Origin of the sequence: Pseudomonas sp. LPB4.O (assembly GCF_038383825.1) — a bacterium.
GTDB classification, from domain to species: Bacteria; Pseudomonadota; Gammaproteobacteria; order Pseudomonadales; family Pseudomonadaceae; genus Aquipseudomonas; species Aquipseudomonas putida.
The window spans coordinates 5061309-5086508 of record NZ_CP151298.1 but is presented as its reverse complement, the minus strand read 5'-3'; the positions used below and the strand labels follow the sequence as shown (position 1 = coordinate 5086508).

Below are 25200 nucleotides of genomic sequence, written 5' to 3'. Positions count from 1 at the left end.
CAAGGGGTGGACCGTGCGCCGTGGCACGCGAAACCGCAACATCATGCGAAAGATTTGCATTTGCTGTAAAGGGGCGGGCGTGCAATTCATGTAATTGCCGGTCACAGCCTGTAACCGGGCAGGCCGGCTCAGAGCATCGAAACCTGATTCCGCTGCGCCTGCTTGAGGAAACTGGTCAGCTCACGGGCCGACAGCGGCTTGCTGTAGTGATAGCCCTGGCCCTCGTGGCATCCCTGGGCAACGATGTAGGTTTCCTGTTCGGCGGTTTCCACCCCTTCGGCAATCACCTGCATGCCCAGGCTCTTGCCCAGCTGGATGATGGCCCGAACGATGGTGGCGTCGTCATCGTCGTCGAGCAGGTCCTGGACGAAGCTCTTGTCGATCTTGATCTTGTCCAGCGGCAGTGATTTCAGGTAGCTGAGCGACGAATAGCCTGTGCCGAAGTCGTCGATGGCAATCAGCGCCCCGGAGCGGCGCAGGCTCAGCAGGTGCTGGGCGGCCGTGCTGATGTCTTCCATCAGGCCGGTCTCGGTCACTTCCAGCTCCAGGCTGCGTGGCGGCAGGCGGTAGGCCTGGAGAAGGTTGTTGACCACCCGCGGCAGTTCACTGTGGTGGAGCTGCACGGTGGACAGGTTGACCGCCATGCGCAGCTCGCTGAAGCCTTGGTCGTGCCATTCGCGCAGTTGCCGGCAGGCCTGGTCCAGTACCCATTCGCCGATGCTGATGATGCTGCCGTTCTGTTCGGCCAGCGGAATGAACTGGTCCGGCGGGACCATGCCCAGCTCCGGATGCTGCCAGCGCAGCAGCGCCTCGACGCCGACCACGCGGTGGTCGCGGTAGCTGATCTGTGGCTGGTACACCAGGTACAGCTGGTTGCGCGGCAGGGCTTCGCGCAGGTCCTTTTCCAGCTCGCGCCGGCGACGCATCTCGCTGTCGACGCTGGCGATGTAGAACTGGTAGCGGTTGCGCGAACGGGCCTTGGCCAGGGTCATGGTCTGTTCGGCTTTCTGCAGCAGCTTCTCGGTGCTGTCGCCGTCTTCGGGGAACAAGGTGATGCCGATGGTGGCGCGCAGGCGGATCTGCTGGTGGTGGTCGAGGTCGAAGGGCACTTCCAGGTCGTCGAGGATGCTTTGCGCCAGTTCGGCCGCCTCATAGGGCTGCTCGATATTGGCCTGCACCAGGGCAAACTGGTCACCGCCCAGCCGCGCCAAAGCGCCCAGGCGGCCGCTGTGGGCCCGCAGGCGGTCGGCCAGGGCCAGCAGCAACTGGTCACCGACCTGGTAGCTGAACTGCTCGTTGATGCCCTTGAAGTCGTCCAGGCCCACGCACAGCACCGCCACACGGTGTTGCAGGCGGCCGCCGTCGACGAGAATCTTGTCCAGTTGCTGCTGCAGTTGCTGGCGGTTGGGCAGGCCGGTGAGAAAATCGTACTGGGCCATGCGCTGCAGGCTGTTTTCGGCTTCATGGCGCAAGTGGGTATTGCGCTCGATCGATGCCAGCAGCTGGTTGGCGGTATTGACCCAGAGGCCCAGTTCGTTCTTTTCGTGGCCCTTGAGTAGCGGTATCTGGTGCTGGCTGGGGCGGTCGGGGTTGATCTGGGTGAGGTGCTCGATGATCTTGGACAGCGGCTTGGTCAGGAGCCAGTGGTAGACCAGGTACAGCACCAGGCCCATGGCCAAGGCCCGCAGTACGCCGGAAATGAAGATGATCACCGCGTTGATCAGGAAGTCTTCGCCGTAGGATGAGGTGTCCAGGGTAATGCTCAGGTCGCCGTAGTATTCGCTGTAGGGGCCGCGGCCGACCAGTTGCGTGGTGTAGGTGCGTTCCTGGCCGAGGATCGGGTCGGTCAGCCAGCGCATGGACATGTCCTGCAGCGGGCGGGACTTTTCTGCCAGCATGGTTTCGTTGGGGTGGCCGATGGACGCCATGCGCACCGACTCGTCCTGGAACAGGCCTTCCATCACCTGCATGCCCATTTCGCGGTCGAGGCTGTACACCGCCTGGGTGGAGGGGTCGCGGAACATGTCGAGGATGCGCTGGGCATCGTTGTTCACGGCCTGGCGGGTCTTGTAAGTGTCGTAGACAATTTGCGCACAGCTGAGCACGACGCCAACCGCCAACGCCGACAGCAGCACGACCCTGAGCAACTTGACCGACAAGCTGTTCCGCAATTCCAGCTTCAATGGGGTTTCCTTAATCCATGCGCATGGCATCATTTTGCCATCAACGATGACGATACACTACCGGCCGATCATGAGCAGTGTATCGGTTGCCTGACCCCGCAACTTGAGTGCGCTGTGTCAATCTTCCAGAGGTTTGATGTTAGCGCGGTATACGGGCTGAGCAAGCAAAACCGTGCCGGCCTCTGCGCGGGCACAGGCATAAAAAAACCCGGCACATGGCCGGGTCTTTACGTTCAGGGCTGAAGGACTCAGGCCTTGAAGGTCTTGCCTTCGAACTGCTCGGCAACGAAGGCCCAGTTGACCAGGTTCCAGAACGCCTCGACGTACTTCGGACGCAGGTTGCGGTAGTCGATGTAGTAGGCGTGTTCCCAGACGTCGCAGGTCAGCAGTGGGGTGTCGCCGCTGGTCAGCGGGCAACCGGCGCCGATGGTGCTGGCCAGGGCCAGGGAACCGTCAGCTTTCTTCACCAGCCAGCCCCAGCCGGAACCGAAGGTGCCAACCGAAGTCTTGGTGAACTCTTCCTTGAACTTGTCGAAGGAACCGAAAGCGGCGTTGATGGCTTCAGCCAGGGCACCGGTAGGCTGGCCGCCGCCGTTTGGCGACAGGCAGTTCCAGTAGAAGGTGTGGTTCCAGACCTGAGCGGCGTTGTTGAAGATGCCACCCGAAGAGGTCTTGACGATCTCTTCCAGGGTCTTGCCTTCGAATTCGGTGCCTGGGACCAGGTTGTTCAGGTTCACGACATAGGTGTTGTGGTGCTTGTCGTGGTGATACTCCAGGGTTTCCTTGGAGATGTGCGGCTGCAGGGCATCGTGGGCGTACGGCAGCGGCGGCAATTCAAAAGCCATGGTGGATCTCCTGATTCAGGTCTAGTTCGCGGTTTGCGCAGGGCCGATCACGGGCGGCCCTCTGAGCGTCGGCGAGTTTGTACTCTTTGCGACGCAAGGGGGCGATCATAGCACCAGCCCCGGCGCATAACCACGCAACAAACATAGGGAATAGAGGTTCCGCAGCGGTTGGCGGGTACCGACCAGTGGTGGTCGTTTCCAGGCCAACCGATGTGTGCCGGGCCATGCAGGCCAGAGCTCAGTTGAAGATCAATTGCGCCGCCACCGCGAACATCATCACCGCCACCATCAGGTCGAGCATGCGCCAGGTCGCCGGGCGGGCCAGCCACGGTGCCAGCCAGGCCGCACCGATCGCCAAGGTCGAGAACCACAGCAGCGAGGCACTGGCCGCCCCGGCCACATAGGCGCCAGGCTCGGTCTGCTGGGCGCCCAGCGAGCCGATCAGCAACACCGTATCAAGGTAGACGTGCGGGTTCAGCAGCGTTACCGCCAGCGCACTGAGCAGTACGGCACGGCGCGAGCGCATGCCTTGGCCTTCCTGGTGCTGCAGGCTTTGTTTGGAAAAGGCACTGCGCAGGGCTTTGGCGCCGTACCAGATGAGGAACAACGCGCCGCCCCAGCGCGCAACGGCCAGCAAGGTCGGGTTTTGCGCCAGCACCGTGGCCAGGCCGAATACCCCGGCAGCCACCAGCAGAGCGTCACAGACAATGCACAGCGCCGCTACCGGCAGGTGATGCTCGCGGCGCAGGCTCTGGGCGAGGACGAAGGCATTCTGGGTGCCGATGGCCATGATCAGGCCGAAGGCCACCAGCATGCCGTTGAGATAGCTTTGCCACATGGCGTGCCCTCCATAAAGGAAACTAAAGATGCTGGCCATTGTGGTGGTTGGCGCTGTATAAGAAAAACAAATAAAGCTGATCAGGCATTAGGAAAATCGATGTTCGACTACAAGTTGCTCGCCGCCTTGGCGGCGGTGATCGAACAGGGTGGTTTCGAGCGTGCCGCGCAAGTGCTCGGTTTGTCGCAGTCGGCCATCTCCCAGCGCATCAAGCTGCTTGAAGCGCGGGTCGGGCAACCGGTGCTGGTGCGTGCCACGCCGCCCAGCCCGACCGAAGTCGGCCGCCAGTTGCTCAACCATGTGCAGCAGGTGCGCCTGCTTGAACGTGACTTGCAGCGCCAGGTGCCGGCGCTGGACGAAGAGGGCATGCCGGAGCGCCTGCGCATCGCCCTGAACGCCGATAGCCTGGCCACCTGGTGGGCGGGTGCGGTGGGCAACTTCTGTGCGCAGCAGAACGTGCTGACCGACCTGGTGGTAGAAGACCAGGAAGTGGGCCTGAAACGCATGCGTGCCGGCGAGGTGGCGGCCTGCCTGTGTGGCAGTGAACGCCCGGTTGCCGGGGCGCGCAGCCTGCTGCTGGGGGCCATGCGCTACCGGGCGTTGGCCAGCCCCGGCTTCATGGCGCGGCATTTCCCCCAGGGTTTTGTCGCCAGCCGCTTGGCCCGAACCCCCGCTATCGTGTACGGCCCGGATGATTTCCTGCAGCATCGTTACCTGGCATCACTGGGCATCGAGGACGGTTTCCTGCACCACCTGTGCCCGTCGTCCGAAGGCTTCCTGCGCATGACCGAGGCCGGGCTGGGCTGGGGGTTGGTGCCCGAACTGCAGGCTCGGGAGCAGCTGGCCAGCGGGCAGTTGGTGGAAATCTGCAGCGATACCCCCATCGACGTGCCGCTGTACTGGCATCATTGGCGCAATGGCGGGCAATTGCTCGCGCAACTGACCGACCACCTGCGGCACACCGCGCAGCAATGGCTGGTGCCCTTGTAGCCACGGCTGGCGTCAGTTGCATCTGAAATTTGGCAAGACGGAGTCTTACATGCGAATTCTGGTCACCGGCGCGAGTGGCTTCATTGGCGGGCGCTTTGCGCGCTTCGCCCTGGAGCAGGGCCTGGACGTGCGGGTCAGCGGCCGCCGCGCCGAAGGGGTCGAGCACCTGGTCAGGCGCGGCGCCCAGTTCATCCCAGGCGACCTGGGTGATCCCGAGCTGGCCCGCCGCCTGTGCCAGGGCATGGAGGCTGTGGTGCACTGTGCCGGCGCGGTGGGCAACTGGGGGCGCTACCAGGACTTCTACCAAGGCAATGTGGTCGTCACCGAAAACGTGGTCGAGGGCTGCCTGAAGGAACATGTGCGGCGCCTGGTGCACCTGTCGTCGCCGTCGATCTACTTCAATGGCCGCTCGCGCCTGGACATCCGTGAAGACCAGGTGCCGCGTCGTTTTCACGACCACTATGGGCAAACCAAGCACCTGGCGGAGCAAAAAGTGTTCGGGGCCCAGGAGTTCGGCCTTGAAGTGCTGGCGCTGCGCCCGCGCTTCGTCACAGGTGCCGGCGATGCCAGTATCTTCCCGCGGCTGATGCAGATGCAGCGCAAAGGCCGCGTGGCAATCATCGGCAACGGCCTGAACAAAGTCGACTTCACCAGCGTGCACAACCTCAACGAGGCACTGCTCAGCGCCTTGTTCGCCGATGACCGTGCGCTGGGCCAGGCCTACAACATCAGCAATGGCCAGCCGTTGCCGCTGTGGGACGTGGTCAACTACGTGATGCGCCAGATGCAGCTGCCGCAGGTTACCCGCTACCGTTCCTATGGCCTGGCCTACAGCCTGGCCGCGGTGAACGAGGCCGCCTGCATGCTGTGGCCAGGGCGCCCGCAACCCACCCTGTCGCGCCTGGGGATGCAGGTGATGAGCCGTGATTTCACCCTGGATATCAGCCGTGCGCGGCAGTACCTGGACTACCAGCCCAAGGTCAGCCTGTGGACGGCGCTGGATGAATTCTGCGGTTGGTGGAAGCATTTGCCGCCTGGGCAGTAAAGCCGCTGGCGTGACAATGGTCATCAACACGCCGCGCTTGCGGTTTATACTCGTGCCTCTTTGCGACTACCGCGGTTGAATGTATCCATGCGTAACCATGCTCACGATGACTACGATGACGTGCCTACCTTGCGGGCGGGCACCGTTGATGATGACGAACTGATGCCGGCGCACGTGGTGCGCAGCCGCCAGAAAGCCGCCCGCGGGGCCAGCACGGCGCCGTTGTGGGCGCTGCTCGGCGCTTCGTTCATCGCGTTGGCGGGCCTGGGCTGGTGGAGCTTCCAGCAGATCTCGCTGATGGAGCAGCAGCTGGTGGCGACCCAGGAGAGCTTTGCCCGCATCAGTGAAGAAGCCGCCGGGCGTTTGCAGGCGATCAGTGGCAAGGTGGAGGCCAGCGAATCCGGCGTTACTAGCAGTAGCGAGGCGCTGAAGCTGCAGTTGCGCCAGTTGCAGAAGGGTGTGGCCGGTCAGACCGGTGACTTGGGTAAACGCCTGGAGCAAGTGTTGGCTGATACCCGTGAACAGCAGAAGGCTGTGACCGAGCTGCAAAGCCAGCTGCAGGCGCAGCTGAAGCTGGTGAACGGCGAGCTGGCCGCGTTGCGTTCGGGTCAGGTTGATGGCGGCAAGCTGGATGCCCAGTTCAAAGGCCTGAACGAGCAGGTTGCCGCGCTGAAGGCCGCGCAGGTGGATGGCGGCAAGCTGGACGGGCAGCTCAAGAGCCTGGGCAGCGAAGTGGCGGCACTGAAGAAGCAGGGCAACCCGAGCGCGGCAATCCAGGGCCTGGAACAGGATATCCTTGTGTTGAAGAGCCAGATCGACAACCGCCCGGCTGCGGCAGCGTCCGGTGGTGCGTCGGTGCAGGAGTTCGATGCCTTCCGGGCGCAGATGACCCGCAACCTGAATACCTTGCAGAGCCAGATCCAGAACTTGCAGCAGCAGATCAGTGCCAGGCCCTGACATGGCAGGGGAGGGCGTTGCCCTCCTATCGCGACACAAGGCCGCTCCTACCGGAGATCGCGTTCCCCTGTAGGAGCGTCGCGATAGGGCCGCAAAGCGGCCCCGGCAATCGTGATTACAACCGCGGATAATCGATATACCCCACCGGCCCCTTGCCATAGAAAGTCTCAGGCCGCGCCTCGTTCAACGGCGCATCCGCCGCCAGCCGCGCCGGCAGGTCGGGGTTGGCGATGAACGGCACGCCAAACGCCACCGCATCGGCCTTGCCACTGGCCAGGGCCGCATTGGCGCTGGCTTTGTCAAACCGCTCGTTGACGATGTACAAGCCGCCGAACGCTTCTTTGATCAATGGGCCGATGCTGTCATCCGCTTCCCGCTCCCGCGAGCAGATAAAGGCAATGCCCCGCTTGCCCAGCTCGCGAGCCACATAGCTGAACGTTTCGGCGCGGTCGGCATCACCCATGTCGTGAGCATCGGCACGCGGCGCCAAGTGCACGCCTACGCGGTTCGCGCCCCACACTTCGATGGCCGCATCGGTCACCTCCAACAGTAGGCGTGCACGGTTTTCCAGCGACCCGCCATAGCGGTCGGTGCGCTGGTTGGTGCTGCTTTGCAGGAACTGGTCGAGCAGGTAACCGTTGGCGCCGTGAATCTCTACACCATCGAAACCGGCAGCCTTGGCGTTCTCGGCACCGCTGCGGTAGGCCTCGACGATGTCGTTGATTTCCTCGGTTTCCAGCGCGCGCGGGGTGGGATAGTCACTTAGCGGGCGCACCAGGCTTACATGGCCCTTGGGCTGGATCGCGCTAGGGGCAACCGGCAGCTCGCCGTTCAGGTAGCTGGGGTGGGAAATACGGCCAACGTGCCACAGTTGCAGGAAGATGCGCCCGCCGGCGGCATGCACGGCCTTGGTGACGTTGTTCCAGCCACGCACCTGCTCATCGTTCCAGATGCCGGGGGTATCCGGGTAGCCGACGCCCATGGCACTGACCGAAGTCGCCTCGCTGAGGATCAGCCCGGCGCTGGCGCGCTGCACATAGTATTCGGCCATCAGCGCATTGGGCACGCGGCCTTCGTCGGCCCGGCAGCGGGTGAGCGGGGCCATGATGATGCGGTTGGGCAGTTGCAGGTCGCCCAGGGTGATCGGATCGAAAAGCGTGGTCATAGCGGTTACCTGCCTTGTCAAAGTGCTTGGCGCAGTTGTTCGAGGAACGCCTCGATGGTGGCTTCGTTGCGTTTGAAGAAGTGCCATTGGCCAATCTTCTGGCTGCTGATCAGCCCGGCGCGCTGCAAGGTGGCCAGGTGGGCGGAGACGGTCGACTGCGACAAGCCGCAGCGTTGGTCGATCTGCCCGGCACACACACCGTTTTCGGTGCTGTGGTACTGGTCGGGGAACTGCGTTGCCGGGTCTTTCAGCCAGCTGAGGATTTCTCGCCTGACCGGATGGGCCAGCGCTTTTATGATTTCGTCGAGATCGAGAGGCATGGGTTGAGGCTCGTTGTAGCGGTATATCGCGATAGGGCGAAATGTAAATCGCCCGATCCCGATACACAAATACGAAGAGGTTCTGAGCTGAGTACGAATCGCTATATCGCGTTATAACGATATGCTGGTGAGCGGTGCTAGACTGCGCCCATGAACTACCTCGCACATCTGCACCTGGGCGGCCCGGCGCCGCAACAACTGCTTGGCAGCCTGTATGGCGACTTCGTCAAAGGCTCGCTGGAAGGGCGCTTTCCACCTGCGCTGGAGGCGGCTATCCGGCTGCACCGGCATATCGACAGCTACACCGATCGGCACCCGTTGGTGCTGGCCGCACTGGCGCGCTTTCCGCGTGAGCGGCGGCGCTTTGCCGGCATCGTCCTGGATGTATTCTTCGACCATTGCCTGGCGCGGGATTGGGGCAACTACGCCGAGCAGCCCCTTGAGCAGTTTACTGGCGCGTTTTATCGGGTGCTGCTGGCGGAGCCAGAGCTGCCGGGGCGGCTGGCGCGGATTGCACCGTTCATGGCAGCGGATGACTGGCTAGGGGCGTATGGCGATTTTGCCACCCTGGAGCATGTGTTCAACGGCATTGCCCGGCGTTTGTCGCGACCTGAGGGCATGGCGGGGGTGATGGGGGAGCTTGAGCGGCTGTATGAGCCGCTGCTGGCGGATTTTCGCGAGTTCTATCCGCAGCTGCAGGCCTTTGCAGCGGCGCAGCGTAGGGCTGAGGACCTGTAGCGCCTGTGAGATCGAGCGCCGCCCGCGCGTCGCTTCGCTTCGCAGCACAAGGCTGCTCCCACATCTGTTTCGGGCCAATTACGCCTGTACCAATGCGCGCGACCGCCTTGTTTGTCCGACACGATATCGAGGTGAACACCAAGGGACCGCGCGCCTATGCCCCAGGAATAACTGGCCCGAAACAGATGTAGGAGCAGCCTTGTGCTGCGAAGCGCCGCGCGGGCGGCGCTCGATCTCGCAGGCGCCAGCTTGCCCACGCCAGGCTCAGGCAGCCCGCGCCTGCCGCCTTGGCACTGCTTCAACTTCCTCAACCCCGAACAACGCCAGGTGAATTGCCTGCTGCGCCTGCAACGCCAGCACCGCCCGTTCCTTGCCCACGCTGCCGACAGGTTGCAGCAGGTGAATGCACACCTCGCCCCGCGGCTGGGCAAACAGGCGCATCAGGTGCGACACCAGGTCATCATCGCCAATGAACGGCGCAATCGGGTCGATCTGGCCATCCCGCAAATACTGGATAGCCACCGGCTGCACCGCCACGCCGCGATCGATGGCACCTGCCAGCAGGCGGCCATGGAAGGTGCGCAAGGTGCGACCGCTGGTAGTGGTGCCTTCGGGGAAGATCAGCAGCGGCCGGGCCAGCCCCAGTTGCCCGGCGATCTGTTCGCGCAGGCGCTGGCTGTCACCCCCGCCACGGCGAATGAACAGCGTGCCGGCTTTTTCCGCCAGCCAACCCGCCACCGGCCAATGACGCACCTCGGCCTTGGACAGGAATGACAGCGGCAGCAGCATGCCGAGCAGGGGGATATCGGTCCACGAGACATGGTTGCTGACCCACAGCATCGGCCGTTGCGGCAACTCACCCACCACCCGCACATCGAAGGGCAGGGCGGCGACCAGGCGTTTCATGAACAGGCAGGTCCAGCGCTGGCGGCGTTCGATGGGGGCCTTGAAGCCCAGGCGTTCACCGAGGGCGATAAGGCTGGCCATCAACATGCCCAGCAACAGTACCAGCAGCAGTCTGCTCAGGCGGGCTACTACCCGCAGCTTCGGCATCACACCGCTGCCTTGAAGTGGCGGGCGTAGCGCGGGCACAGGTCGTCGCGCTTGAGCAGGATGAACACGTCGGCCACCTGGAAGTCCTCGTCCCAGCACGGTTCGCCGCAAATCTTCGCGCCCAGGCGCATGTAGGCCTTGAGCAGCGGTGGCATTTCGGCGATGACGTTACCCGGCAGGGCCAGGCTTGGCAGCGGGTTCTTCGGTTCGGCACGCAGGTGCTCGTTGCACAGGTAGCGGTCACGCAGGCGCTGCATCACGGCATGGGCCTGTATGCCGCCATCCTGCATGGGGATGCTGGCGCAGCCCATCAGGTAGCTGTAGCGGCCCTCGTTGAGCACCTCGGCCAGTTCACCCCACAGCACGGCGATGGTGCCGCCGTTGCGGTAGTCGGGGGCTACGCAGGTTCGGCCCAGCTCCAGGATCGGGCCCTGCAGCTGCAACAGGCCGTGCAGGCGGAATTCTTCTTCGCTGTAGAAGCGGCCCAGGCTGCTGGCGGCCTGGTGGTCGAGCAGACGGGTGGTGGCCACCAGCTCGCCGGTGCTCAGGTCACGCACACCAATATGGCGGCAGTGCACGTCGTAGTCGTCCATGTCCAGGCCCTGCTCGGCACCCTTGAGCTTGGCCTTGAATTCTGCGCTGAACACTTTGAAACGCAGGGCCTGGGCCTCTTGCAGCGCCGCGGCGCCAACCAGGCGTTCGGCTTGCAGACGGCGTTCAGTGCTGTTGTCGCCAGAATGAGCGATCCGAGTCATTACGAGTCTCCATAAGCCAGCCATGAGGGTTGCGGCCGGTCGGCTTTGTTGTGCAAAGTCAGCCTAGGTAGGCGCGGTGTCACCCCTGTGAATCTTTGGTGATGCTTGCGTGACACCCCCGAACCTTGACCAGAAAGCCCCAGCAAGGAGCCGTCCCATGGCCTGGTTGCAACGATTGAACGACCCGCTTCGCCACGCGCCGGCGGGCACTCTGGGCGAAACCTATGCCGCGCTGCTCGAGCGCCTCGGCCCGGTTGCCCCCTTCGAACTGGCGGCACTGGGCGGGCGCGCGATGGCCACGCCGGGCCTGGCTTTTCTGGTGGGTTACCAGGCCGCCTTGCGCGTGCTGTGGCCCAGTGCACCGCCCAGCCTCGGCGCCCTGTGCGCCACCGAGCGGCGCAGCGTAAGGCCGGCGGACATGCACACGCGCCTGGACGGTTTGCGGCTGAGCGGCAGCAAGGACTTCGTCACAGCCGGGCTGGAGGCGGAGTGGCTGCTGGTGGCGGCGCGCAGCGAAACCGCAGGCGCGGCGCCACAATTGAACCTGGCGGTGGTCTACCCCGGGGAGCCTGGCGTGACGCTGGAGCCATTGCCGACCCTGCCGCTGATGCCGGAGGTGGGCCACGGGCGCTTGCTGCTGGAGCAGGCGACGTGCGAGTTGCTGGCCGGTGACGGCTGGGATGCCTATGTGAAGCCGTTCCGCTCGCTGGAGGACTTGTATGTGCTCACGTCGCTTACGGCCTGGCTGTATGGCGTGGGGCAGGAAAGCGCCTGGCCCCAGGATTTACGGCTGCAGCTGCTTGGGCTGCTGGCAGGGTGCGCCGAGGGCAGTCGGCAGTGTGCCGATAGCGTGAGTTGCCATTTGTTGCTGGGCGGGTTGTTTGCGCAGTTCCAGGCATTGCGGGGGGCGATCGATGCGGCCTTGGCGGCAGGGCCGGTGCATTGGGCACAAATCTGGCAGCGTGACCAAGGGGTGATGACGCTGGCCGCGGCGGCGAGAGAGAAGCGGCTGAACAAGGCTTGGGCTGCTGCGGGATTGTCATGAAGGCCTGATAGGTTTTTGTGAACCGATGATACCGGGGGCCGCCTTGCCGGCGATGGGCTGCGCAGCAGCCCCAAAACTGCGAGCCTGAAACGCAATGCTGAAAGGTCTGCTATTGGTTCTTTGCCTGGCCCTGGCAACCGCCGAAGCCGAGGACTGGCCTGACCCTGCCTGGCAGAACGACCCTGCCACGTTCGACTGGCAAGCCGTCGACGCCTACGCCTTCCCCCCTCGCACTGCCCCCGACCGCAGCGGCATCCGCACCGACGCGCTGCTGATCATCCGCGACGGCCGTATCCTCCACGAGCGCTACACCGCCCCCACTACTGCCGCCACCGCGCACCTGACCTGGTCGGTAAGCAAGAGCGTACTCGCCACGCTGATGGGCGTGGCCCAAGGCGAAGGGCGCTTCCAGCTCGAAGATCCGGTCACCCGTTTCTACCCCGCCATGCGCGGCCATCCCGGCATACGCATGGCCGATCTGCTGCACTGGGCCAGTGGCCTGGACTGGCAGGAAGACTACGAATACGCCCCGCTCAAGTCCTCGGTGGTGGCCATGCTGTATACCCGTGGCCGCGAGGACATGGCGGCCTATACGGCGGCGCGGGGCGCGTCGGCCAGCCCCGGTCAGCGATTCCTCTACTCCAGTGGCGACAGCAACCTGCTGGCCGCCGCGCTGCGCGGCATGCTGGATGCCGGGCAATATCCCGATTACCCTTGGCACGCGCTGTTCACCCCGCTGGGTATCGACAGCGCAGTGTGGGAGCGTGACCGGGCGGGCACCTACGTGGGCTCTTCCTATCTGTACCTCAGCGCCCGTGACCTGGCGCGTATCGGCTTGCTGATGCAGCGCGACGGCCGTTGGCAAGGCCGGCAACTGCTGCCCAAGGACTGGGTGGCCTTCAACCGCACAGCGTTTGACCATGCCGAGCCTGTGCCGGGTGAGGCCAACCCTGGCGGCCACTGGTGGCTCAACCAGCCGCTGGCCGGCGCCGCGCGGCCTTGGCCAAGTGCGCCCGAAGACACCTACGCCGCCCTTGGCCACTGGGGCCAGGCGCTGTACGTGCTGCCCGCGCAAAAGCTGGTGGTCGTGCGCTATGCCGATGACCGCGACGGCAGTTACCAGCATGACGAACTGCTTAAGCGGGTACTGGCGGCCATGGCCCGGGAGGGCACATGAAGCGGGCCTTGTTGCTGCTACTGGTGATGCTGCTGGGCCTGTTGTTCTGGGCCTGGCAGGAGCGTCAGGCCTTGGCGGATTTTCCCGGCATCCTCTCGGCCTACTCGGCCAAGGAATACTGCTCGTGCCGCTTCGTCATGGGCTTCGAGCAGGCCTACTGCCAAGGTTATGTAAAGCAGTGGCTGCCGCTGAGCCTGCTGGAGGAAAACAGCCAGCAGCGGCTAGTCACTGCCGAGGGGCTTGGGCGGCGCAACCAGGCTGCCTGGCAGGGCCTGCGCGAGGGTTGCCGCTTGCTGCCATGAAGGCGGGCGGGTAAGGTTGGCGGCTTGGTTTCACGAGATTTGTCATGTTCAAACTGCCCCGTCTACTGCCCGCCTTGTTGCTGGCTTTGTGCCTGCCCGCCCACGCCAATTGGCACCTCGATGGCGAATCGTCGCGCCTGTCGTTCATTACCGGCAAGAACGGTGACACCGCCGAAGTGCACCGCTTCCTGGTGCTGCACGGTACGGTCGACCGCAAAGGCGTGGCGGGGCTGAGCATCGAGATGGACTCTGTCAGCAGCGGCATCCCGCTGCGTGATGAGCAAATGCGCGACAACCTGTTCGAGGTCGGGCGCTTCGCCGAGGCCACGGTAAAGGCGCAGATCGATCTGCGGCCGATCAATGACCTGGCCGATGGTGCACAGATCGAGTTGCGCCTGCCGCTGACGGTCACGTTGCATGGCCAGTCGCACAGCTACAACGCCTTGCTGCTGGCCACTCGCCTGGATGCGCGGCGGTTCCAGGTTGTGACCCTGGAACCGCTGCTGCTGCGCGCCGAGGATTTCGGTTTGCTGCCGGGGCTGGAAAGCCTGCGCAAGTTTGCCGGGCTCAAGTCCATCAACCCGTCGGTGCCGGTTAGCGCGGTGCTGATTTTCACCGCCCGCTGACATGCCGGGGCCGGTCTTCCCCTGGCGGGATGGCAACCAGTTCGAACTGCTGATCGACGGCCCCGAGTTCTTTCCGCGCATGCTGGAGGCAATCGTGGGTGCAGAGTTTCAGGTTGACCTGGAGCTGTACCTGGTCGAGGCCGGGGCCTGTGCCGAGGCCGTGGTCGAAGCGCTGGAGCAGGCCGCCCGGCGTGGTGTGCGGGTGCGTTGCCTGTTCGATGACTATGGCTCGCTGGCCTTCAACAGCGCCCTGCGCCAGCGCCTGCTGGAAGCCGGTGTGTACCTGCGCTGGTACAACCGCCTACGCTGGAAGCGTGGCCTGCGCAACCTGTACCGCGACCACCGCAAGCTTTTGCTGGTGGACGAACGCTGGGCGGTGGTGGGCGGCACGGGCGTAACCGACGAGTTCTGGAAGCCGGGCGACGCGACCAGCGAATGGCATGAGGTGATGGTGCAGATTCAGGGGCCGGTGGTAACCGACTGGCAACTGCTGTTCGATCGCCAGTGGTCCGCCAACAACCGCCGCACCGCCTGGCGCCCTGCCGAAGGCTTCGGCCTGCCGCGCCTGCCCAAGGTGCCGGCCCATGGGCAGGGCATGGGCCGGGTGGCCTATGCCGACGCCCGCCAGCACCAGGACATCCTGCATTCGCTGGTGCGGGCGCTGAACAGTGGCAAGCAACGGGTATGGCTGGCCACGCCGTACTTCCTGCCGACCTGGAGCGTGCGCCGTTCTTTGCGCCGTGCCGCCAGCAAGGGGCTTGATGTGCGCCTGTTGCTGACCGGTCCACGCACCGACCACCCGTCGGTCCGCTATGCAGGGCACCGCTATTACCCACGCCTGCTGCGCGCCGGCGTGCGAATTTTTGAATACCAACCGTGCTTCCTGCACCTGAAAATGGCCGTGGTAGACGACTGGGTCAGCGTCGGGTCGTGCAACTTCGACCACTGGAACCTGCGCTTCAACCTTGAGGCCAACATCGAGGCGCTGGACCCGCCGTTGACAGCGGCGGTGGTGGCCAGCTTCGAGCGCGACTTTGCCTTGAGCCAGGAAGTCGACCTCGACCACTGGCATGCCCGCCCCCTCTGGCGCAGGGTGAAGCAGCGGATCTGGGGCTGGATCGACCGACTGGTGGTCAACGTGCTCGACCGCCGTGACTGACAGCGGCTATCGTGCATTGACTGTTTACCGAAGGAGTGGGTGCGATGACGGCGAAGAAGATTCTGATGCTGGTGGGCGACTACGTCGAGGATTACGAAGCGATGGTGCCGTTCCAGGCCTTGAGCATGGTGGGCCATACCGTGCATGCGGTGTGCCCGGAGAAATTGGCGGGGCAGACCGTGCGCACTGCCATCCATGATTTTGAGGGTGAGCAGACCTACAGCGAAAAGCCGGGGCACAACTTTGCCCTGAATTACGACTTCGTGCGGGTGCGGCCCGAGAGTTACGACGCGCTGCTGATCCCGGGTGGCCGTGCGCCGGAGTACCTGCGCCTGGATGAGAAAGTGCTGGAGCTGGTGCGGGCGTTCGACCAGGCCGGCAAGCCGATTGCGGCGGTGTGCCATGGTGCCCAGCTGTTGGCGGCGGCGGGTGTGCTGGAGGGGCGCGAATGCAGCGCGTACCCCGCGTGTGCGCCGGAAGTGCGTCTGGCGGGCGGCACGTTCATCGACATCGCGGTGGACCAGGCCCATGTGGATGGCAACCTGGTGACTGCACCGGCCTGGCCAGCCCACCCGGCGTGGCTGGCGGCCTTCCTGAAAGTGCTGGGTACCCGTATCGTCTGACCGGGCCCCTTCGCAGCACAAGGCTGCTCCTACAGGGACCCCACAACACTCAGGGCTTGTGCTGGCCCTGTAGGAGCAGCCTTGTGCTGCGAAGAGGCCGGTACAGGCAATGCAGCTCTCTCAGGCTTAGGCTACTTGCTCAACCCAGTCATTGAGGTTGTAGTAGTTGGTCACCCGGGCAATCTTGCCGCAGTGGATATAGAAAAACGCCCCCGCCGGCAGCACATAGGTCTGCCCGTTGGCTGCCGGCAACCCTTGGTCATCCGCCAGATACTCGCCATGCACGGTGAACTCCGCCGCCGCGCGGCTGCCGTCGGCATTCTGCATCACCACGATATCGGCCAGGCGTTCGCGGTAGCAGCGGTTCATCTTGTCCATGAACGCGGCAAACCGGGCCTTGCCCATTTGCCGCTCGCCCTGGTTGATGTCGTGGATCACGTCCTCGCTCAGCAGGGCGAGAAAGCCCGGCATGTCGCCGGCGTTGAACGCGGCGTAGTAAGCATTTACCAGTTCGGTAGCGGTCATGGAACAGTACCTGTCGTGTAGGGAAAAGGCGGGTCGCTGCCTCGGATGATAGGGTTTCCCTTCAAGCCCGGCTTAGCCGAGCGCGTCATCCACATCGACAAAACGACCGCCACGCATGGAAATACGCCTGTTGCACGGCGCCGCTATCGCGCCATACATCGATGACCTCGCTCGCCTGCGCCTTAGCGTGTTCCGCGAGTTTCCCTACCTGTATGACGGTACCCCGGAGTACGAGGCTGACTACCTGGCCGCCTATGCGCGCTCCGGGCGTAGCCTGGTGGTGCTGGCGCTGGACGATGGCAAAGTGGTAGGCGCTTCCACCGGCCTGCCGCTGGTGGATGTCGCCCCCGAGTTCCAGCAGCCGTTCCTGGCCCAGGGCCGCGACCCGGCCAGCGTGTATTACTTCGGTGAGTCGCTGGTGCTGCCGGAGTACCGTGGCCAGGGCCTGGGCGTGCGCTTCTTCATCGAACGCGAGTCCTATGCGCACAAACTGGCCGAGTTCGATTACTGCGCGTTCTGCGCGGTGGAGCGGCCAGGTGTGCACCCGCGACGGCCGGCAGACTACAAACCTTTGCACGGTTTCTGGCGCAACCGCGGCTTCCTGCATGACCCGTCATTGCGTACCACCTACGCCTGGCGCGACCTGGATGAACAGGAAAGCTCCGACAAACTGATGTCGTTCTGGCTGAAGGAACTGCCGATATGATCCGCCTGGCGGCCTGCCAGTACGCCATCGAACTGCATGAAACCTGGGACGCCTACGCCGACCACCTGCAGGGCCTGTGCGCCGAGGCCGTGGAGGCGGGCGCAGGCTTGCTGCTGCTGCCGGAATACGCCGGTCTGGTATTGAGCGGCCAACTGAGTGCCGAGCAGCGGGGTGACCTGAAGGCTTCGATTGCCGGCATCCAGCCGTTGATCGAGCCGTGGAGGGCGCTGTGCGAGAGCCTTGCGCGGCGCTGGGGAATCTACCTGCAACCGGGCAGCGTGCCGGTGCTGGACAGCGATGGGCGGTACCGCAACCGTGCCTGGCTGTTCGGCCCCAAGGGTGTGCTGGGTTACCAGGACAAGCTGATGATGACCCGGTTCGAGCGAGAGCAGTGGGACATCGCGGCGGGCCAGGGGCTACAGGTGTTTGACACCGAGTTGGGGCGCCTGGGGATTTTGATCTGTTATGACAACGAATTCCCCATGCTGGCCAGGGGCTTGGCAGAGGCGGGTGCCGACCTGATCCTGGCGCCCAGCTGTACCGATACCGAGGCGGGTTACCACCGGGTACGTATCGGCGCCCAGGCGCGGGCACTGGAGAACCAGATTGCCGTGTTGCAGAGCCCTACGGTGGGGCATGCGCCATGGTCGCCTGCGTTGGACGAGAATATCGGGCGGGCAGGGTTGTTCGTTCCGCCGGATCACGGGATGCCGGGGGATGGAGTGGTGGCGTTGAGCGAGGCACTGAGCCCGGCGTGCAGCCAGTGGCTGGTGTGTGAGGTGGACCTGGAGGAAGTGCGGCGGGTGAGGCGGGAAGGGCAGGTGTTTACCCGCAGGGACTGGCCGGAGCAGTTTGACAGAGTCTTGTGAAAACAGTGGCGCCCGCAAAGCATGCGCCACTGTTACATCAGGCTTACTTCACTTCGACTGCCAGGCTCTCGGCAATCTTGCTCTGCCACAGGGCAGGGCCAGTGATGTGTACCGATTCACCGTTGCTGTCTACGGCAACGGTAACCGGCATGTCCTTGACGTCGAACTCGTAGATCGCTTCCATGCCCAGTTCGGCGAAGGCCAGGACCTTCGACTTGCGGATGGCCTGGGCCACCAGGTAGGCAGCGCCACCAACGGCCATCAGGTACACGGCCTTGTTGTCCTTGATCGCTTCGATGGCGGTCGGGCCACGCTCGGACTTGCCGATCATGCCCAACAGGCCGGTCTGCTCAAGGATCTGGCGGGTGAACTTGTCCATGCGGGTAGCGGTGGTCGGGCCGGCAGGGCCTACCACTTCGTCACCGACCGGGTCGACCGGGCCTACGTAGTAGATGAAGCGGCCTTTCAGGTCCACCGGCAACTCTTCGCCACGGTTGAGCATTTCGACCATGCGCTTGTGCGCGGCGTCGCGGCCGGTCAGCATCTTGCCGTTGAGCAGGATGGTTTCGCCCGGTTTCCAGCTGGCGACTTCTTCCGGGGTGATGTCGTCGAGGTTGACGCGGCGGGCACTTGGGCCGGCTTCCCAGACGATTTCCGGGTAGGCGTCCAGCGACGGCGCTTCCAGTTCGGCCGGGCCGGAGCCATCGAGCACGAAGTGGGCGTGACGGGTGGCGGCGCAGTTGGGGATCATGCACACCGGCAGCGACGCGGCGTGGGTCGGGTAGTCCATGATCTTGACGTCGAGCACGGTGGTCAGGCCACCCAGGCCCTGGGCACCGATGCCCAGCTGGTTGACCTTCTCGAACAGCTCCAGGCGGATTTCTTCCAGACGGTTCTGCGGACCACGGGCTTTCAGCTCGTGGATGTCGATGGACTCCATCAACACTTCCTTGGCCATGACGGCGGCCTTCTCGGCCGTACCGCCGATGCCGATGCCGAGCATGCCAGGCGGGCACCAGCCAGCGCCCATGGTCGGAACGGTCTTCAGCACCCAGTCGACGATCGAGTCGGACGGGTTGAGCATGGCCATCTTCGACTTGTTCTCCGAGCCGCCGCCTTTGGCTGCGACATCGACCTCGACCTTGTCGCCAGGGACGATGGAGTAGTGGATCACTGCCGGGGTGTTGTCCTTGGTGTTCTTGCGGGCACCGGCCGGGTCGGCCAGGATCGAAGCACGCAGCACGTTTTCAGGCAGGTTGTAGGCGCGACGCACACCTTCGTTGATCATGTCGTCGACGCTCAGGGTGGCGCCGTCCCAGCGTACGTCCATGCCCACGCGCACGAACACGGTGACGATACCGGTGTCCTGGCAGATCGGGCGGTGGCCGGTGGCGCACATGCGCGAGTTGATCAGGATCTGGGCGATGGAGTCACGCGCAGCAGGCGACTCTTCACGCAGATAGGCCTCGTGCATGGCCTGGATGAAATCGACGGGGTGGTAGTACGAAATGAATTGCAGGGCGTCGGCGACGCTCTGAATCAGGTCGTCTTGCTTGATCACGGTCATGCAGCGCGCTCCTCTTAAAGACGGGAACATTCATAAAGACGCTCGACGGTGCCGACCAGCATGTCGAAACGCCTTGCAAGGCGCCGGCAGGTCAGGCCGGCGGAAAAAGGCGCGGCAGTATAGCGCGCATCTGTGCCGGGCACACCTTCGGCCGGTCTGGACCATGGTCGGCCGCGGGCAGGCACTGTTCTTGCTGTCTGGCTGAAGAGATAGGATGCTTGACGGGGGCTGGCTTGCCGGCGATTGGGCCGCAAAGCGGCCCCGGCAAGATATAGAGCCAGGAGAGATAGCTGACAATGCCCGAAATATGCGTGGGCGAGCGCCGCTGGGCGGTGCCGACCGGCAGCAACCTGCTCGATGCCTTGAACGAGGCCGGGTTGAATGTGCCCTACAGTTGCCGCGCCGGTAGCTGCCATGCCTGCCTGGTGCATTGCCTGGACGGGCTGCCAGCGGACGCCTTGCCCGAGGCATTGGCGCTGGAGAAACACGCCCAGGGCTGGCGACTGGCTTGCCAGTGTCGGGTAGTAGGTGACCTGCGTGTGGCGGTGTTCGACCCGCAGCAGGATGGCATTCCCGCACAGGTTTGCGCGCTCGACTGGTTCGGTGACGTGCTGCGCCTGCGCCTGCGCCCAGAGCGCGCAGTGCGATATCAGGCGGGCCAGCATGTGGTGTTGTGGAGCGGGGCGGTAGCGCGGCCCTATTCCCTGGCAAGCCTGCCGGGTGAAGACGACTTCCTTGAATTTCATATCGACTGCGAGCGGCCCGGTGCTTTTTGCAGCAAGGCTCGCGGGTTCAAGGTTGGCGACTCCATGCGCTTGGGGGAGCTCAGGGGCGGAGCGTTGCATTACGACCCGGACTGGCAAGGACGACCGCTCTGGTTGCTGGCTGCGGGTACCGGGCTTGCGCCTTTGTGGGGCATTTTGCGCGAGGCGATGCGGCAGGGGCATCAGGGGGAAATCAAGGTGATGCATGTGGCGCATGGCCACGTTCAGCACTACCTGGCTGAGCCGTTGCAGGGGATTGAAGGCGTGAGTGTCGAGCTGGTGCTGGCGGAGCAGTTGGATGAAGCGCTTGCGGCATTGCGGCCGACATCACGGCAGACGGTTGCACTGGTATGTGGCTCGCCGGCGAGCGTGGAGCAGTTTGCACGGCGGCTGTTTATTGCAGGGGTGCCCAGGAACCAGGTGTTTGCCGATGTGTTTGTCGAGCATGCTTGAACAAAAAGGGGCCGCAAAGCGGCCCCCGGGGTAGATCAGCCGACCAGCGGATCACCGACATGCAGGATCTTCATGCCGTTGGTGCCACCGATGGTGTGGTAGCTGTCACCTTTGGTCAGGATCACCCAGTCACCCTGTTCCACCAGGCCGCGCTTGAGCAGTTCGTCGACTGCCGCCTGGCTTACCTTGTCGGCCGGCAGCGAGGCCGGGTCGAAGGCGATCGGGTAGACGCCGCGGAACATCGAGACGCGAGCCTGGGTGGCGCGGTGCGGCGACAGGGCGAAGATCGGCACGTGCGAACGCAGGCGCGACATGATCAGCGGGGTGTAGCCGCTTTCGGTCAGGGCGATGATCGCCTTCACGCCCGGGAAGTGGTTGGCCGTGTACATGGCCGCCAGGGCGATGCTTTCGTCGCAACGCTCGAAGGTGGTGTGCAGGCGGTGGCTGGACTTCTGGTTGGTCGGGTGCTTTTCGGCACCTTGGCAAATCCGCGCCATGGCCTGTACGGCTTCGATCGGGTAGGAACCGGCAGCACTTTCGGCCGACAGCATCACCGCATCGGTGTTGTCCAGCACGGCGTTGGCCACGTCGGACACTTCAGCGCGGGTCGGCATCGGGTTCTGGATCATCGACTCCATCATCTGGGTCGCCACGATCACCGCCTTGTTGTTGCGGCGGGCGTGCTGGATGATCTTTTTCTGGATGCCGATCAGCTCGGCGTCGCCGATTTCCACACCCAGGTCGCCACGGGCAACCATCACCGCGTCGGAGGCGGCGATCAGCTTGTCGAGGGTCTCGTCGTCGGCAACCGCTTCGGCGCGTTCGATCTTGGCCACCAGCCAGGCGCTGCCGCCGGCCTCGTCACGCAGCTTGCGTGCGTATTCCATGTCGCTGGCGTCACGCGGGAAGGAAACGGCCAGGTAGTCCAGGTCCATTTCCGCAGCCAGTTTGATGTCGGCCTTGTCTTTTTCGGTCAGGGCCGGCGCGGTCAGGCCGCCACCTTTACGGTTGATGCCTTTGTGGTCCGACAGCGGGCCACCGATGATCACCACGCAGTGCAGGGCGTCTGCAGTGGCGGTTTCGACGCGCATGACCACACGGCCATCGTCGAGCAGCAGTTCGTCACCGACGCCGCAGTCCTTGACCAGGTCGGGATAGTCGATACCGACGATGTCCTGGTTGCCTTCGGTCAACGGGTGGGCGGTGGAGAAGGTGAACTTGTCACCGATCTTCAATTCGATGCGCTTGTTGGCGAACTTGGCGATGCGGATCTTCGGACCCTGCAGGTCGCCCAGCAGCGCGACATGGCGGCCGTTCTTGGCGGCGATGTCACGGATCAGGCGGGCGCGGGCCTTGTGCTCGTCCGGAGTGCCGTGGGAGAAGTTCAGGCGTGCCACGTCCAGGCCGGCAAGGATCAGTTGCTCGATCACTTCCGGCGAGTTGCTGGCGGGGCCAAGGGTGGCGACGATTTTGGTACGGCGGATGGTCATGCACAGACTCCTATAGTGAAGCGCAGCGAAAGGCTACTCCTGAATCTCGCTGTAGTCATTGTTCCGTTGCACTACCTGCGACCAAGGCAGGGTGGCATTTGAACGGTCGGGGTATCCTTGCAAAAGCCTGTGAAGATTTGTTGGCGTTGGCCGATACACAGGCATCAAAGGAGATCCCCATGCGAGCCCTGATCGTTTTAGCCCTGGCGGCCAGCGCCGTCGGCTGCACCCGCTGGTCCATGGACCACCACCTGAACAATGCCTACCGCGCCTATGATCGTGGCGACTGCGCACGGGTCATGCTGGAGCTGTCGCAGGTCGATCGCACCAGCCGTTCGCGGCCGTTCATCCATCCGGAGGTGTCGCTGCTGCGTGGCCAGTGCCTGGAGCGCCAGGCGCTTTACGTGGATGCCGCGCAGACTTACCAGTACCTGATCCAGAAATACCCGGGCAACGAGTACGCCTATCGTGCCCGGGCGCGCCTGCAGACCCTTGAAAAACTTGGTCATGCCCGTAGCGGCGAAGCGGCTGTGGCCAACCCGGTGACGACCACACCTTGGCGATAACACCAAGGTGTGGTTTATTTCACGAGATTTGCGGCGCGCCCTGCGCTAATCTGTAACTCAGCTGTTACAACAACCGCCAGTACCTTGTATTCCTGGCATCAGGTACGGAATACACTCGCGATCATGTTCAACAAGCGCCACATCGAACGCCATCAACTGCCTTGTGTCCTCAAGGTATTCAACCGTTTTACCGGTCAGGAAATCGGCCAGCTGGGTAATGCCTCCGAGGACGGCCTGATGGTAATCAGCCAGCTGCCTGTGCTGGTAGGGCCCGATTACGAACTGCAATTGCGCTTGCCGCTGGTCGGCGGCGGGCATCAGTTCGTCAACCTGACCGCCAGTTGCCTGTGGTGCCGCGAAGACCAGACGCCCGGGCACTACGATTCGGGCTTCATGCTGTTGCAGGCCCCCCGCGAATTCGACGAGTTCGTGCGCTCACTGCGTGATTATTTCAGTTTCCTTCCTGCCAACGCTTCTGTCTGAGGCTGCGCTAGAATCGGGTCGACCTTGATACAGGAAGACCCCGTGACCTCAAGCATTTTCTGGCACGACTACGAAACCACCGGCATCAACCCGCGTTGCGACCGGCCACTGCAGGTGGCCGGCGTGCGCACCGATTTCGACCTTCACGAAATCGACGAGCCGATCAGCCTTTATTGCCGGCCTTCCGACGACATCCTGCCGCACCCGGCGGCTTGCCTGGTGACAGGCATCACCCCGCAGTTGCTGGCCGAGCAAGGCCTGTGCGAGGCCGAGTTCATGACCCGGGTGCATGCGCAACTGGCGCAGCCGGGTACCTGTGGCGCTGGCTACAACACCCTGCGCTTCGACGATGAAGTGACCCGCTACAGTTTGTACCGTAACTTTTTCGACCCGTATGCCCGGGAGTGGCAGGGCGGCAACAGCCGCTGGGACCTGATCGACATCGTGCGGACCGCCTACGCCTTGCGTCCTGACGGTATTCAATGGCCACAACAGGATGGGCGCACCAGCCTGCGCCTTGAACTGTTGAGCAAGGCCAATGGCATTGACCATGGGCATGCCCACGAGGCGCTTTCCGACGTGCGGGCAACCATTGCCCTGGCCCGTCTGATTCGGCAAAAACAGCCCAAGTTGTATGACTGGCTCTTCCAGTTGCGCAGCAAGCATAAGGTGATGGAACAGATCCGTTTGTTGCAGCCACTGGTGCATATATCCGGGCGCTTTTCGGCGGCGCGTAATTACCTGGGTGTCGTATTGCCATTAGCCTGGCACCCGCGTAATCGCAATGCGCTGATCGTCTGCGACTTGCATCAGGAATCCCTACCGTTACTGAGGGAAAGTGCTGAGGTTCTACGCCAGCGCTTGTATACCCGTCACGATGCGCTGGCCGAGGGTGAATTACCGGTGCCGCTCAAATTGGTGCAGATCAATCGCTGCCCGGTACTGGCGCCATTGTCGGTATTGCGCCCGGCCGATCAACAACGATTGGGCCTGGACTTGACGTTGTTACAATTGCGCGGCGAACAGTTGGCTAATCAACAGGCGCAATGGCAAGACAAGCTGGAGCACATCTACGGCAAGGAAGACTTCGCCCCGAGTGAAGACCCGGAACAGCAGTTGTATGACGGTTTTGTGGGGGACCGAGACCGCCGCTTATGTGAGCAAGTGCGTGCGCTGGAACCCGCGCAGTTGGGCCGTGGCCAGTGGATGTTCGATGACCCGCGTTTACCGGAATTGCTGTTCCGCTATCGGGCGCGCAACTTCCCTGAGACCTTGACCAGCGAAGAACGCCAGCGCTGGTATGGCTTCTGTCAGCAACGACTGAGTGACCCGCAGTGGGGAGCACCCAATACGCTGGGCGACTTCGAGCAGGCGCGTCAGCAAGCCTGGGAAGGCGCTGACGAGGCTGGCCGGCGTGTACTGGAGGCTTGGCAAATGCATGCCCGGCAATTGCAGACACAATTTGCAATTGACTGACAGCGGCGCAAACAAAAACGCCGGCAATGTGCCGGCGTTTTTGTTGCGTTAAGCAAAAGGCAAATGCTGACAATCAGTCCAGCAGGGTTGCCCAGCTCTCAACCACATCACCACCCCAAGTGGCTTTCCACTCTTTCAGGGTCTTGTGGTTGCCGCCTTTGGTTTCGATCACTTCACCGTTGTGCGGGTTTTTGTATTGCTTGACCTTGCGCGCACGTTTGGTGGCAGTAGGTTTGACCGCGCCGCGAGGTGCCTTGCTCAGTTTCGACTCTGGGTCGAGCAGGGCAATCACGTCGCGCAGCGACTTGGAGTACTCGCCCATCAGAGTGCGCAGTTTGCCTTCGAACTCCAGTTCTTTCTTCAGCTTGTCATCCTGCGACAGGTTGGCCAGGCGGGCCTGAAGTTCCTTGATGGCTTCTTCGGTGGCGCGGTACTCGTTGATCAGGGACATGGAGTGTTCCTTTAATGCGTGTTCAGAAA

Annotated in this window: 27 protein-coding genes; 16 read left to right on the top strand and 11 right to left on the bottom strand. The window is 63.4% G+C overall.

Features of this window, described 5'->3' with window-relative positions:
- Nucleotides 1-128 precede the first annotated feature (128 nt).
- From MRBLPB4O_RS22980 to MRBLPB4O_RS22970, 3 genes are all read right to left on the bottom strand, one after another.
- On the bottom strand, nucleotides 129-2183 hold the full coding sequence (locus MRBLPB4O_RS22980; protein WP_016498084.1) for a GGDEF domain-containing phosphodiesterase: 2055 nt from the start codon (nucleotides 2181-2183) through the stop codon (nucleotides 129-131).
- A gap of 248 nt (nucleotides 2184-2431) precedes the next feature.
- The gene (locus MRBLPB4O_RS22975) at nucleotides 2432-3028 is read right to left on the bottom strand and encodes a Fe-Mn family superoxide dismutase (RefSeq protein WP_341796694.1); all 597 of its coding nucleotides are present in this window, start codon (nucleotides 3026-3028) and stop codon (nucleotides 2432-2434) included.
- 238 nt (nucleotides 3029-3266) lie between these two features.
- Entirely contained in the window at nucleotides 3267-3866 is a 600-nt protein-coding gene (locus MRBLPB4O_RS22970) for a LysE/ArgO family amino acid transporter (protein ID WP_049273246.1), read from the bottom strand.
- A gap of 99 nt (nucleotides 3867-3965) precedes the next feature.
- On the opposite strand from MRBLPB4O_RS22970, the gene MRBLPB4O_RS22965 reads away from it, so the two are divergent.
- The 3 genes from MRBLPB4O_RS22965 (at nucleotide 3966) to MRBLPB4O_RS22955 (ending at nucleotide 6858) form a co-directional block, all read left to right on the top strand.
- The gene (locus MRBLPB4O_RS22965; RefSeq protein WP_016498086.1) at nucleotides 3966-4856 is read left to right on the top strand and encodes a LysR family transcriptional regulator ArgP; all 891 of its coding nucleotides are present in this window, start codon (nucleotides 3966-3968) and stop codon (nucleotides 4854-4856) included.
- A gap of 49 nt (nucleotides 4857-4905) precedes the next feature.
- Nucleotides 4906-5901, top strand: coding sequence for an NAD(P)-dependent oxidoreductase (locus tag MRBLPB4O_RS22960; RefSeq protein ID WP_341796693.1), 996 nt, complete (start codon nucleotides 4906-4908; stop codon nucleotides 5899-5901).
- A gap of 87 nt (nucleotides 5902-5988) precedes the next feature.
- On the top strand, nucleotides 5989-6858 hold the full coding sequence (locus MRBLPB4O_RS22955; RefSeq protein ID WP_341796692.1) for an ATPase: 870 nt from the start codon (nucleotides 5989-5991) through the stop codon (nucleotides 6856-6858).
- Nucleotides 6859-6973: 115 nt separating this feature from the next.
- Here the strand turns inward: MRBLPB4O_RS22955 and MRBLPB4O_RS22950 are convergent, their stop codons facing one another.
- Complete coding sequence (locus MRBLPB4O_RS22950) at nucleotides 6974-8023, bottom strand: alkene reductase (RefSeq protein WP_016498089.1); 1050 nt, start codon at nucleotides 8021-8023, stop codon at nucleotides 6974-6976.
- 17 nt (nucleotides 8024-8040) lie between these two features.
- Nucleotides 8041-8343, bottom strand: a complete 303-nt coding sequence (locus MRBLPB4O_RS22945; RefSeq protein ID WP_016498090.1) for a helix-turn-helix transcriptional regulator — start codon at nucleotides 8341-8343, stop codon at nucleotides 8041-8043.
- A 150-nt stretch (nucleotides 8344-8493) separates the two neighbouring features.
- Between MRBLPB4O_RS22945 and MRBLPB4O_RS22940 the strand changes: the two genes are divergently transcribed.
- Nucleotides 8494-9081: an ACP phosphodiesterase gene (locus MRBLPB4O_RS22940; protein ID WP_341796691.1), complete on the top strand. Its 588-nt coding sequence runs from the start codon at nucleotides 8494-8496 to the stop codon at nucleotides 9079-9081.
- Nucleotides 9082-9345: 264 nt separating this feature from the next.
- Here MRBLPB4O_RS22940 and MRBLPB4O_RS22935 read toward each other — a convergent pair whose 3' ends face one another.
- Both MRBLPB4O_RS22935 and olsB read right to left on the bottom strand, forming a co-directional pair.
- Nucleotides 9346-10134: a lysophospholipid acyltransferase family protein gene (locus tag MRBLPB4O_RS22935; RefSeq protein ID WP_341798923.1), complete on the bottom strand. Its 789-nt coding sequence runs from the start codon at nucleotides 10132-10134 to the stop codon at nucleotides 9346-9348.
- Nucleotides 10134-10889, bottom strand: coding sequence for an L-ornithine N(alpha)-acyltransferase (olsB, locus tag MRBLPB4O_RS22930; protein WP_341796690.1), 756 nt, complete (start codon nucleotides 10887-10889; stop codon nucleotides 10134-10136). Before olsB ends, MRBLPB4O_RS22935 begins: the two co-directional genes overlap by 1 nt.
- Before the next feature lie 157 nt (nucleotides 10890-11046).
- On the opposite strand from olsB, the gene MRBLPB4O_RS22925 reads away from it, so the two are divergent.
- The 6 genes from MRBLPB4O_RS22925 to MRBLPB4O_RS22900 all read left to right on the top strand — a co-directional run bounded on the left by MRBLPB4O_RS22925 (nucleotide 11047) and on the right by MRBLPB4O_RS22900 (nucleotide 15821).
- A complete protein-coding gene (locus tag MRBLPB4O_RS22925; RefSeq protein WP_341796689.1) occupies nucleotides 11047-11934 on the top strand; it encodes an acyl-CoA dehydrogenase in 888 nt (295 codons plus the stop codon).
- Between the two features lie 94 nt (nucleotides 11935-12028).
- Nucleotides 12029-13111: a serine hydrolase gene (locus MRBLPB4O_RS22920; RefSeq protein ID WP_341796688.1), complete on the top strand. Its 1083-nt coding sequence runs from the start codon at nucleotides 12029-12031 to the stop codon at nucleotides 13109-13111.
- The gene (locus tag MRBLPB4O_RS22915; RefSeq protein WP_341796687.1) at nucleotides 13108-13413 is read left to right on the top strand and encodes an amidase; all 306 of its coding nucleotides are present in this window, start codon (nucleotides 13108-13110) and stop codon (nucleotides 13411-13413) included. The genes MRBLPB4O_RS22920 and MRBLPB4O_RS22915 overlap by 4 nt, the downstream gene beginning before the upstream one ends.
- A 44-nt stretch (nucleotides 13414-13457) precedes the next feature.
- The gene (locus tag MRBLPB4O_RS22910) at nucleotides 13458-14039 is read left to right on the top strand and encodes a YceI family protein (RefSeq protein WP_016498097.1); all 582 of its coding nucleotides are present in this window, start codon (nucleotides 13458-13460) and stop codon (nucleotides 14037-14039) included.
- Between the two features lies 1 nt (nucleotide 14040).
- Nucleotides 14041-15198: a phosphatidylserine/phosphatidylglycerophosphate/cardiolipin synthase family protein gene (locus MRBLPB4O_RS22905; RefSeq protein WP_341796686.1), complete on the top strand. Its 1158-nt coding sequence runs from the start codon at nucleotides 14041-14043 to the stop codon at nucleotides 15196-15198.
- A gap of 44 nt (nucleotides 15199-15242) precedes the next feature.
- The gene (locus MRBLPB4O_RS22900; RefSeq protein ID WP_016498099.1) at nucleotides 15243-15821 is read left to right on the top strand and encodes a DJ-1/PfpI family protein; all 579 of its coding nucleotides are present in this window, start codon (nucleotides 15243-15245) and stop codon (nucleotides 15819-15821) included.
- Nucleotides 15822-15947: 126 nt separating this feature from the next.
- On the opposite strand, the gene MRBLPB4O_RS22895 is transcribed toward MRBLPB4O_RS22900, so the two are convergent.
- Complete coding sequence (locus tag MRBLPB4O_RS22895; RefSeq protein WP_016498100.1) at nucleotides 15948-16346, bottom strand: nuclear transport factor 2 family protein; 399 nt, start codon at nucleotides 16344-16346, stop codon at nucleotides 15948-15950.
- Nucleotides 16347-16461: 115 nt separating this feature from the next.
- Here MRBLPB4O_RS22895 and MRBLPB4O_RS22890 point away from each other — a divergent pair, with 115 nt between their 5' ends.
- Together MRBLPB4O_RS22890 and MRBLPB4O_RS22885 are read left to right on the top strand one after the other, a co-directional pair.
- Nucleotides 16462-17052, top strand: a complete 591-nt coding sequence (locus MRBLPB4O_RS22890; protein ID WP_016498101.1) for a GNAT family N-acetyltransferase — start codon at nucleotides 16462-16464, stop codon at nucleotides 17050-17052.
- Nucleotides 17049-17921, top strand: a complete 873-nt coding sequence (locus tag MRBLPB4O_RS22885) for a carbon-nitrogen hydrolase family protein (RefSeq protein WP_341796685.1) — start codon at nucleotides 17049-17051, stop codon at nucleotides 17919-17921. Before MRBLPB4O_RS22890 ends, MRBLPB4O_RS22885 begins: the two co-directional genes overlap by 4 nt.
- A gap of 43 nt (nucleotides 17922-17964) precedes the next feature.
- On the opposite strand, the gene MRBLPB4O_RS22880 is transcribed toward MRBLPB4O_RS22885, so the two are convergent.
- Nucleotides 17965-19488 (bottom strand): fumarate hydratase, encoded by a 1524-nt coding sequence (locus MRBLPB4O_RS22880; protein ID WP_016498103.1) that lies wholly within the window; start codon nucleotides 19486-19488, stop codon nucleotides 17965-17967.
- A gap of 296 nt (nucleotides 19489-19784) precedes the next feature.
- On the opposite strand from MRBLPB4O_RS22880, the gene MRBLPB4O_RS22875 reads away from it, so the two are divergent.
- Entirely contained in the window at nucleotides 19785-20705 is a 921-nt protein-coding gene (locus tag MRBLPB4O_RS22875) for an iron-sulfur-binding ferredoxin reductase (protein ID WP_063422274.1), read from the top strand.
- A 35-nt stretch (nucleotides 20706-20740) separates the two neighbouring features.
- On the opposite strand, the gene pyk is transcribed toward MRBLPB4O_RS22875, so the two are convergent.
- The gene (pyk, locus tag MRBLPB4O_RS22870) at nucleotides 20741-22195 is read right to left on the bottom strand and encodes a pyruvate kinase (RefSeq protein WP_016498105.1); all 1455 of its coding nucleotides are present in this window, start codon (nucleotides 22193-22195) and stop codon (nucleotides 20741-20743) included.
- A 179-nt stretch (nucleotides 22196-22374) separates the two neighbouring features.
- Between pyk and MRBLPB4O_RS22865 the strand changes: the two genes are divergently transcribed.
- The 3 genes from MRBLPB4O_RS22865 (at nucleotide 22375) to sbcB (ending at nucleotide 24720) form a co-directional block, all read left to right on the top strand.
- On the top strand, nucleotides 22375-22761 hold the full coding sequence (locus MRBLPB4O_RS22865; RefSeq protein ID WP_016498106.1) for a hypothetical protein: 387 nt from the start codon (nucleotides 22375-22377) through the stop codon (nucleotides 22759-22761).
- A 123-nt stretch (nucleotides 22762-22884) separates the two neighbouring features.
- The gene (locus MRBLPB4O_RS22860) at nucleotides 22885-23244 is read left to right on the top strand and encodes a PilZ domain-containing protein (RefSeq protein WP_016498107.1); all 360 of its coding nucleotides are present in this window, start codon (nucleotides 22885-22887) and stop codon (nucleotides 23242-23244) included.
- 42 nt (nucleotides 23245-23286) lie between these two features.
- Entirely contained in the window at nucleotides 23287-24720 is a 1434-nt protein-coding gene (gene sbcB / locus MRBLPB4O_RS22855; protein WP_341796684.1) for an exodeoxyribonuclease I, read from the top strand.
- Between the two features lie 73 nt (nucleotides 24721-24793).
- Here the strand turns inward: sbcB and mvaT are convergent, their stop codons facing one another.
- Entirely contained in the window at nucleotides 24794-25171 is a 378-nt protein-coding gene (gene mvaT / locus MRBLPB4O_RS22850) for a histone-like nucleoid-structuring protein MvaT (protein ID WP_016498109.1), read from the bottom strand.
- Between the last annotated feature and the right edge of the window lie 29 nt (nucleotides 25172-25200).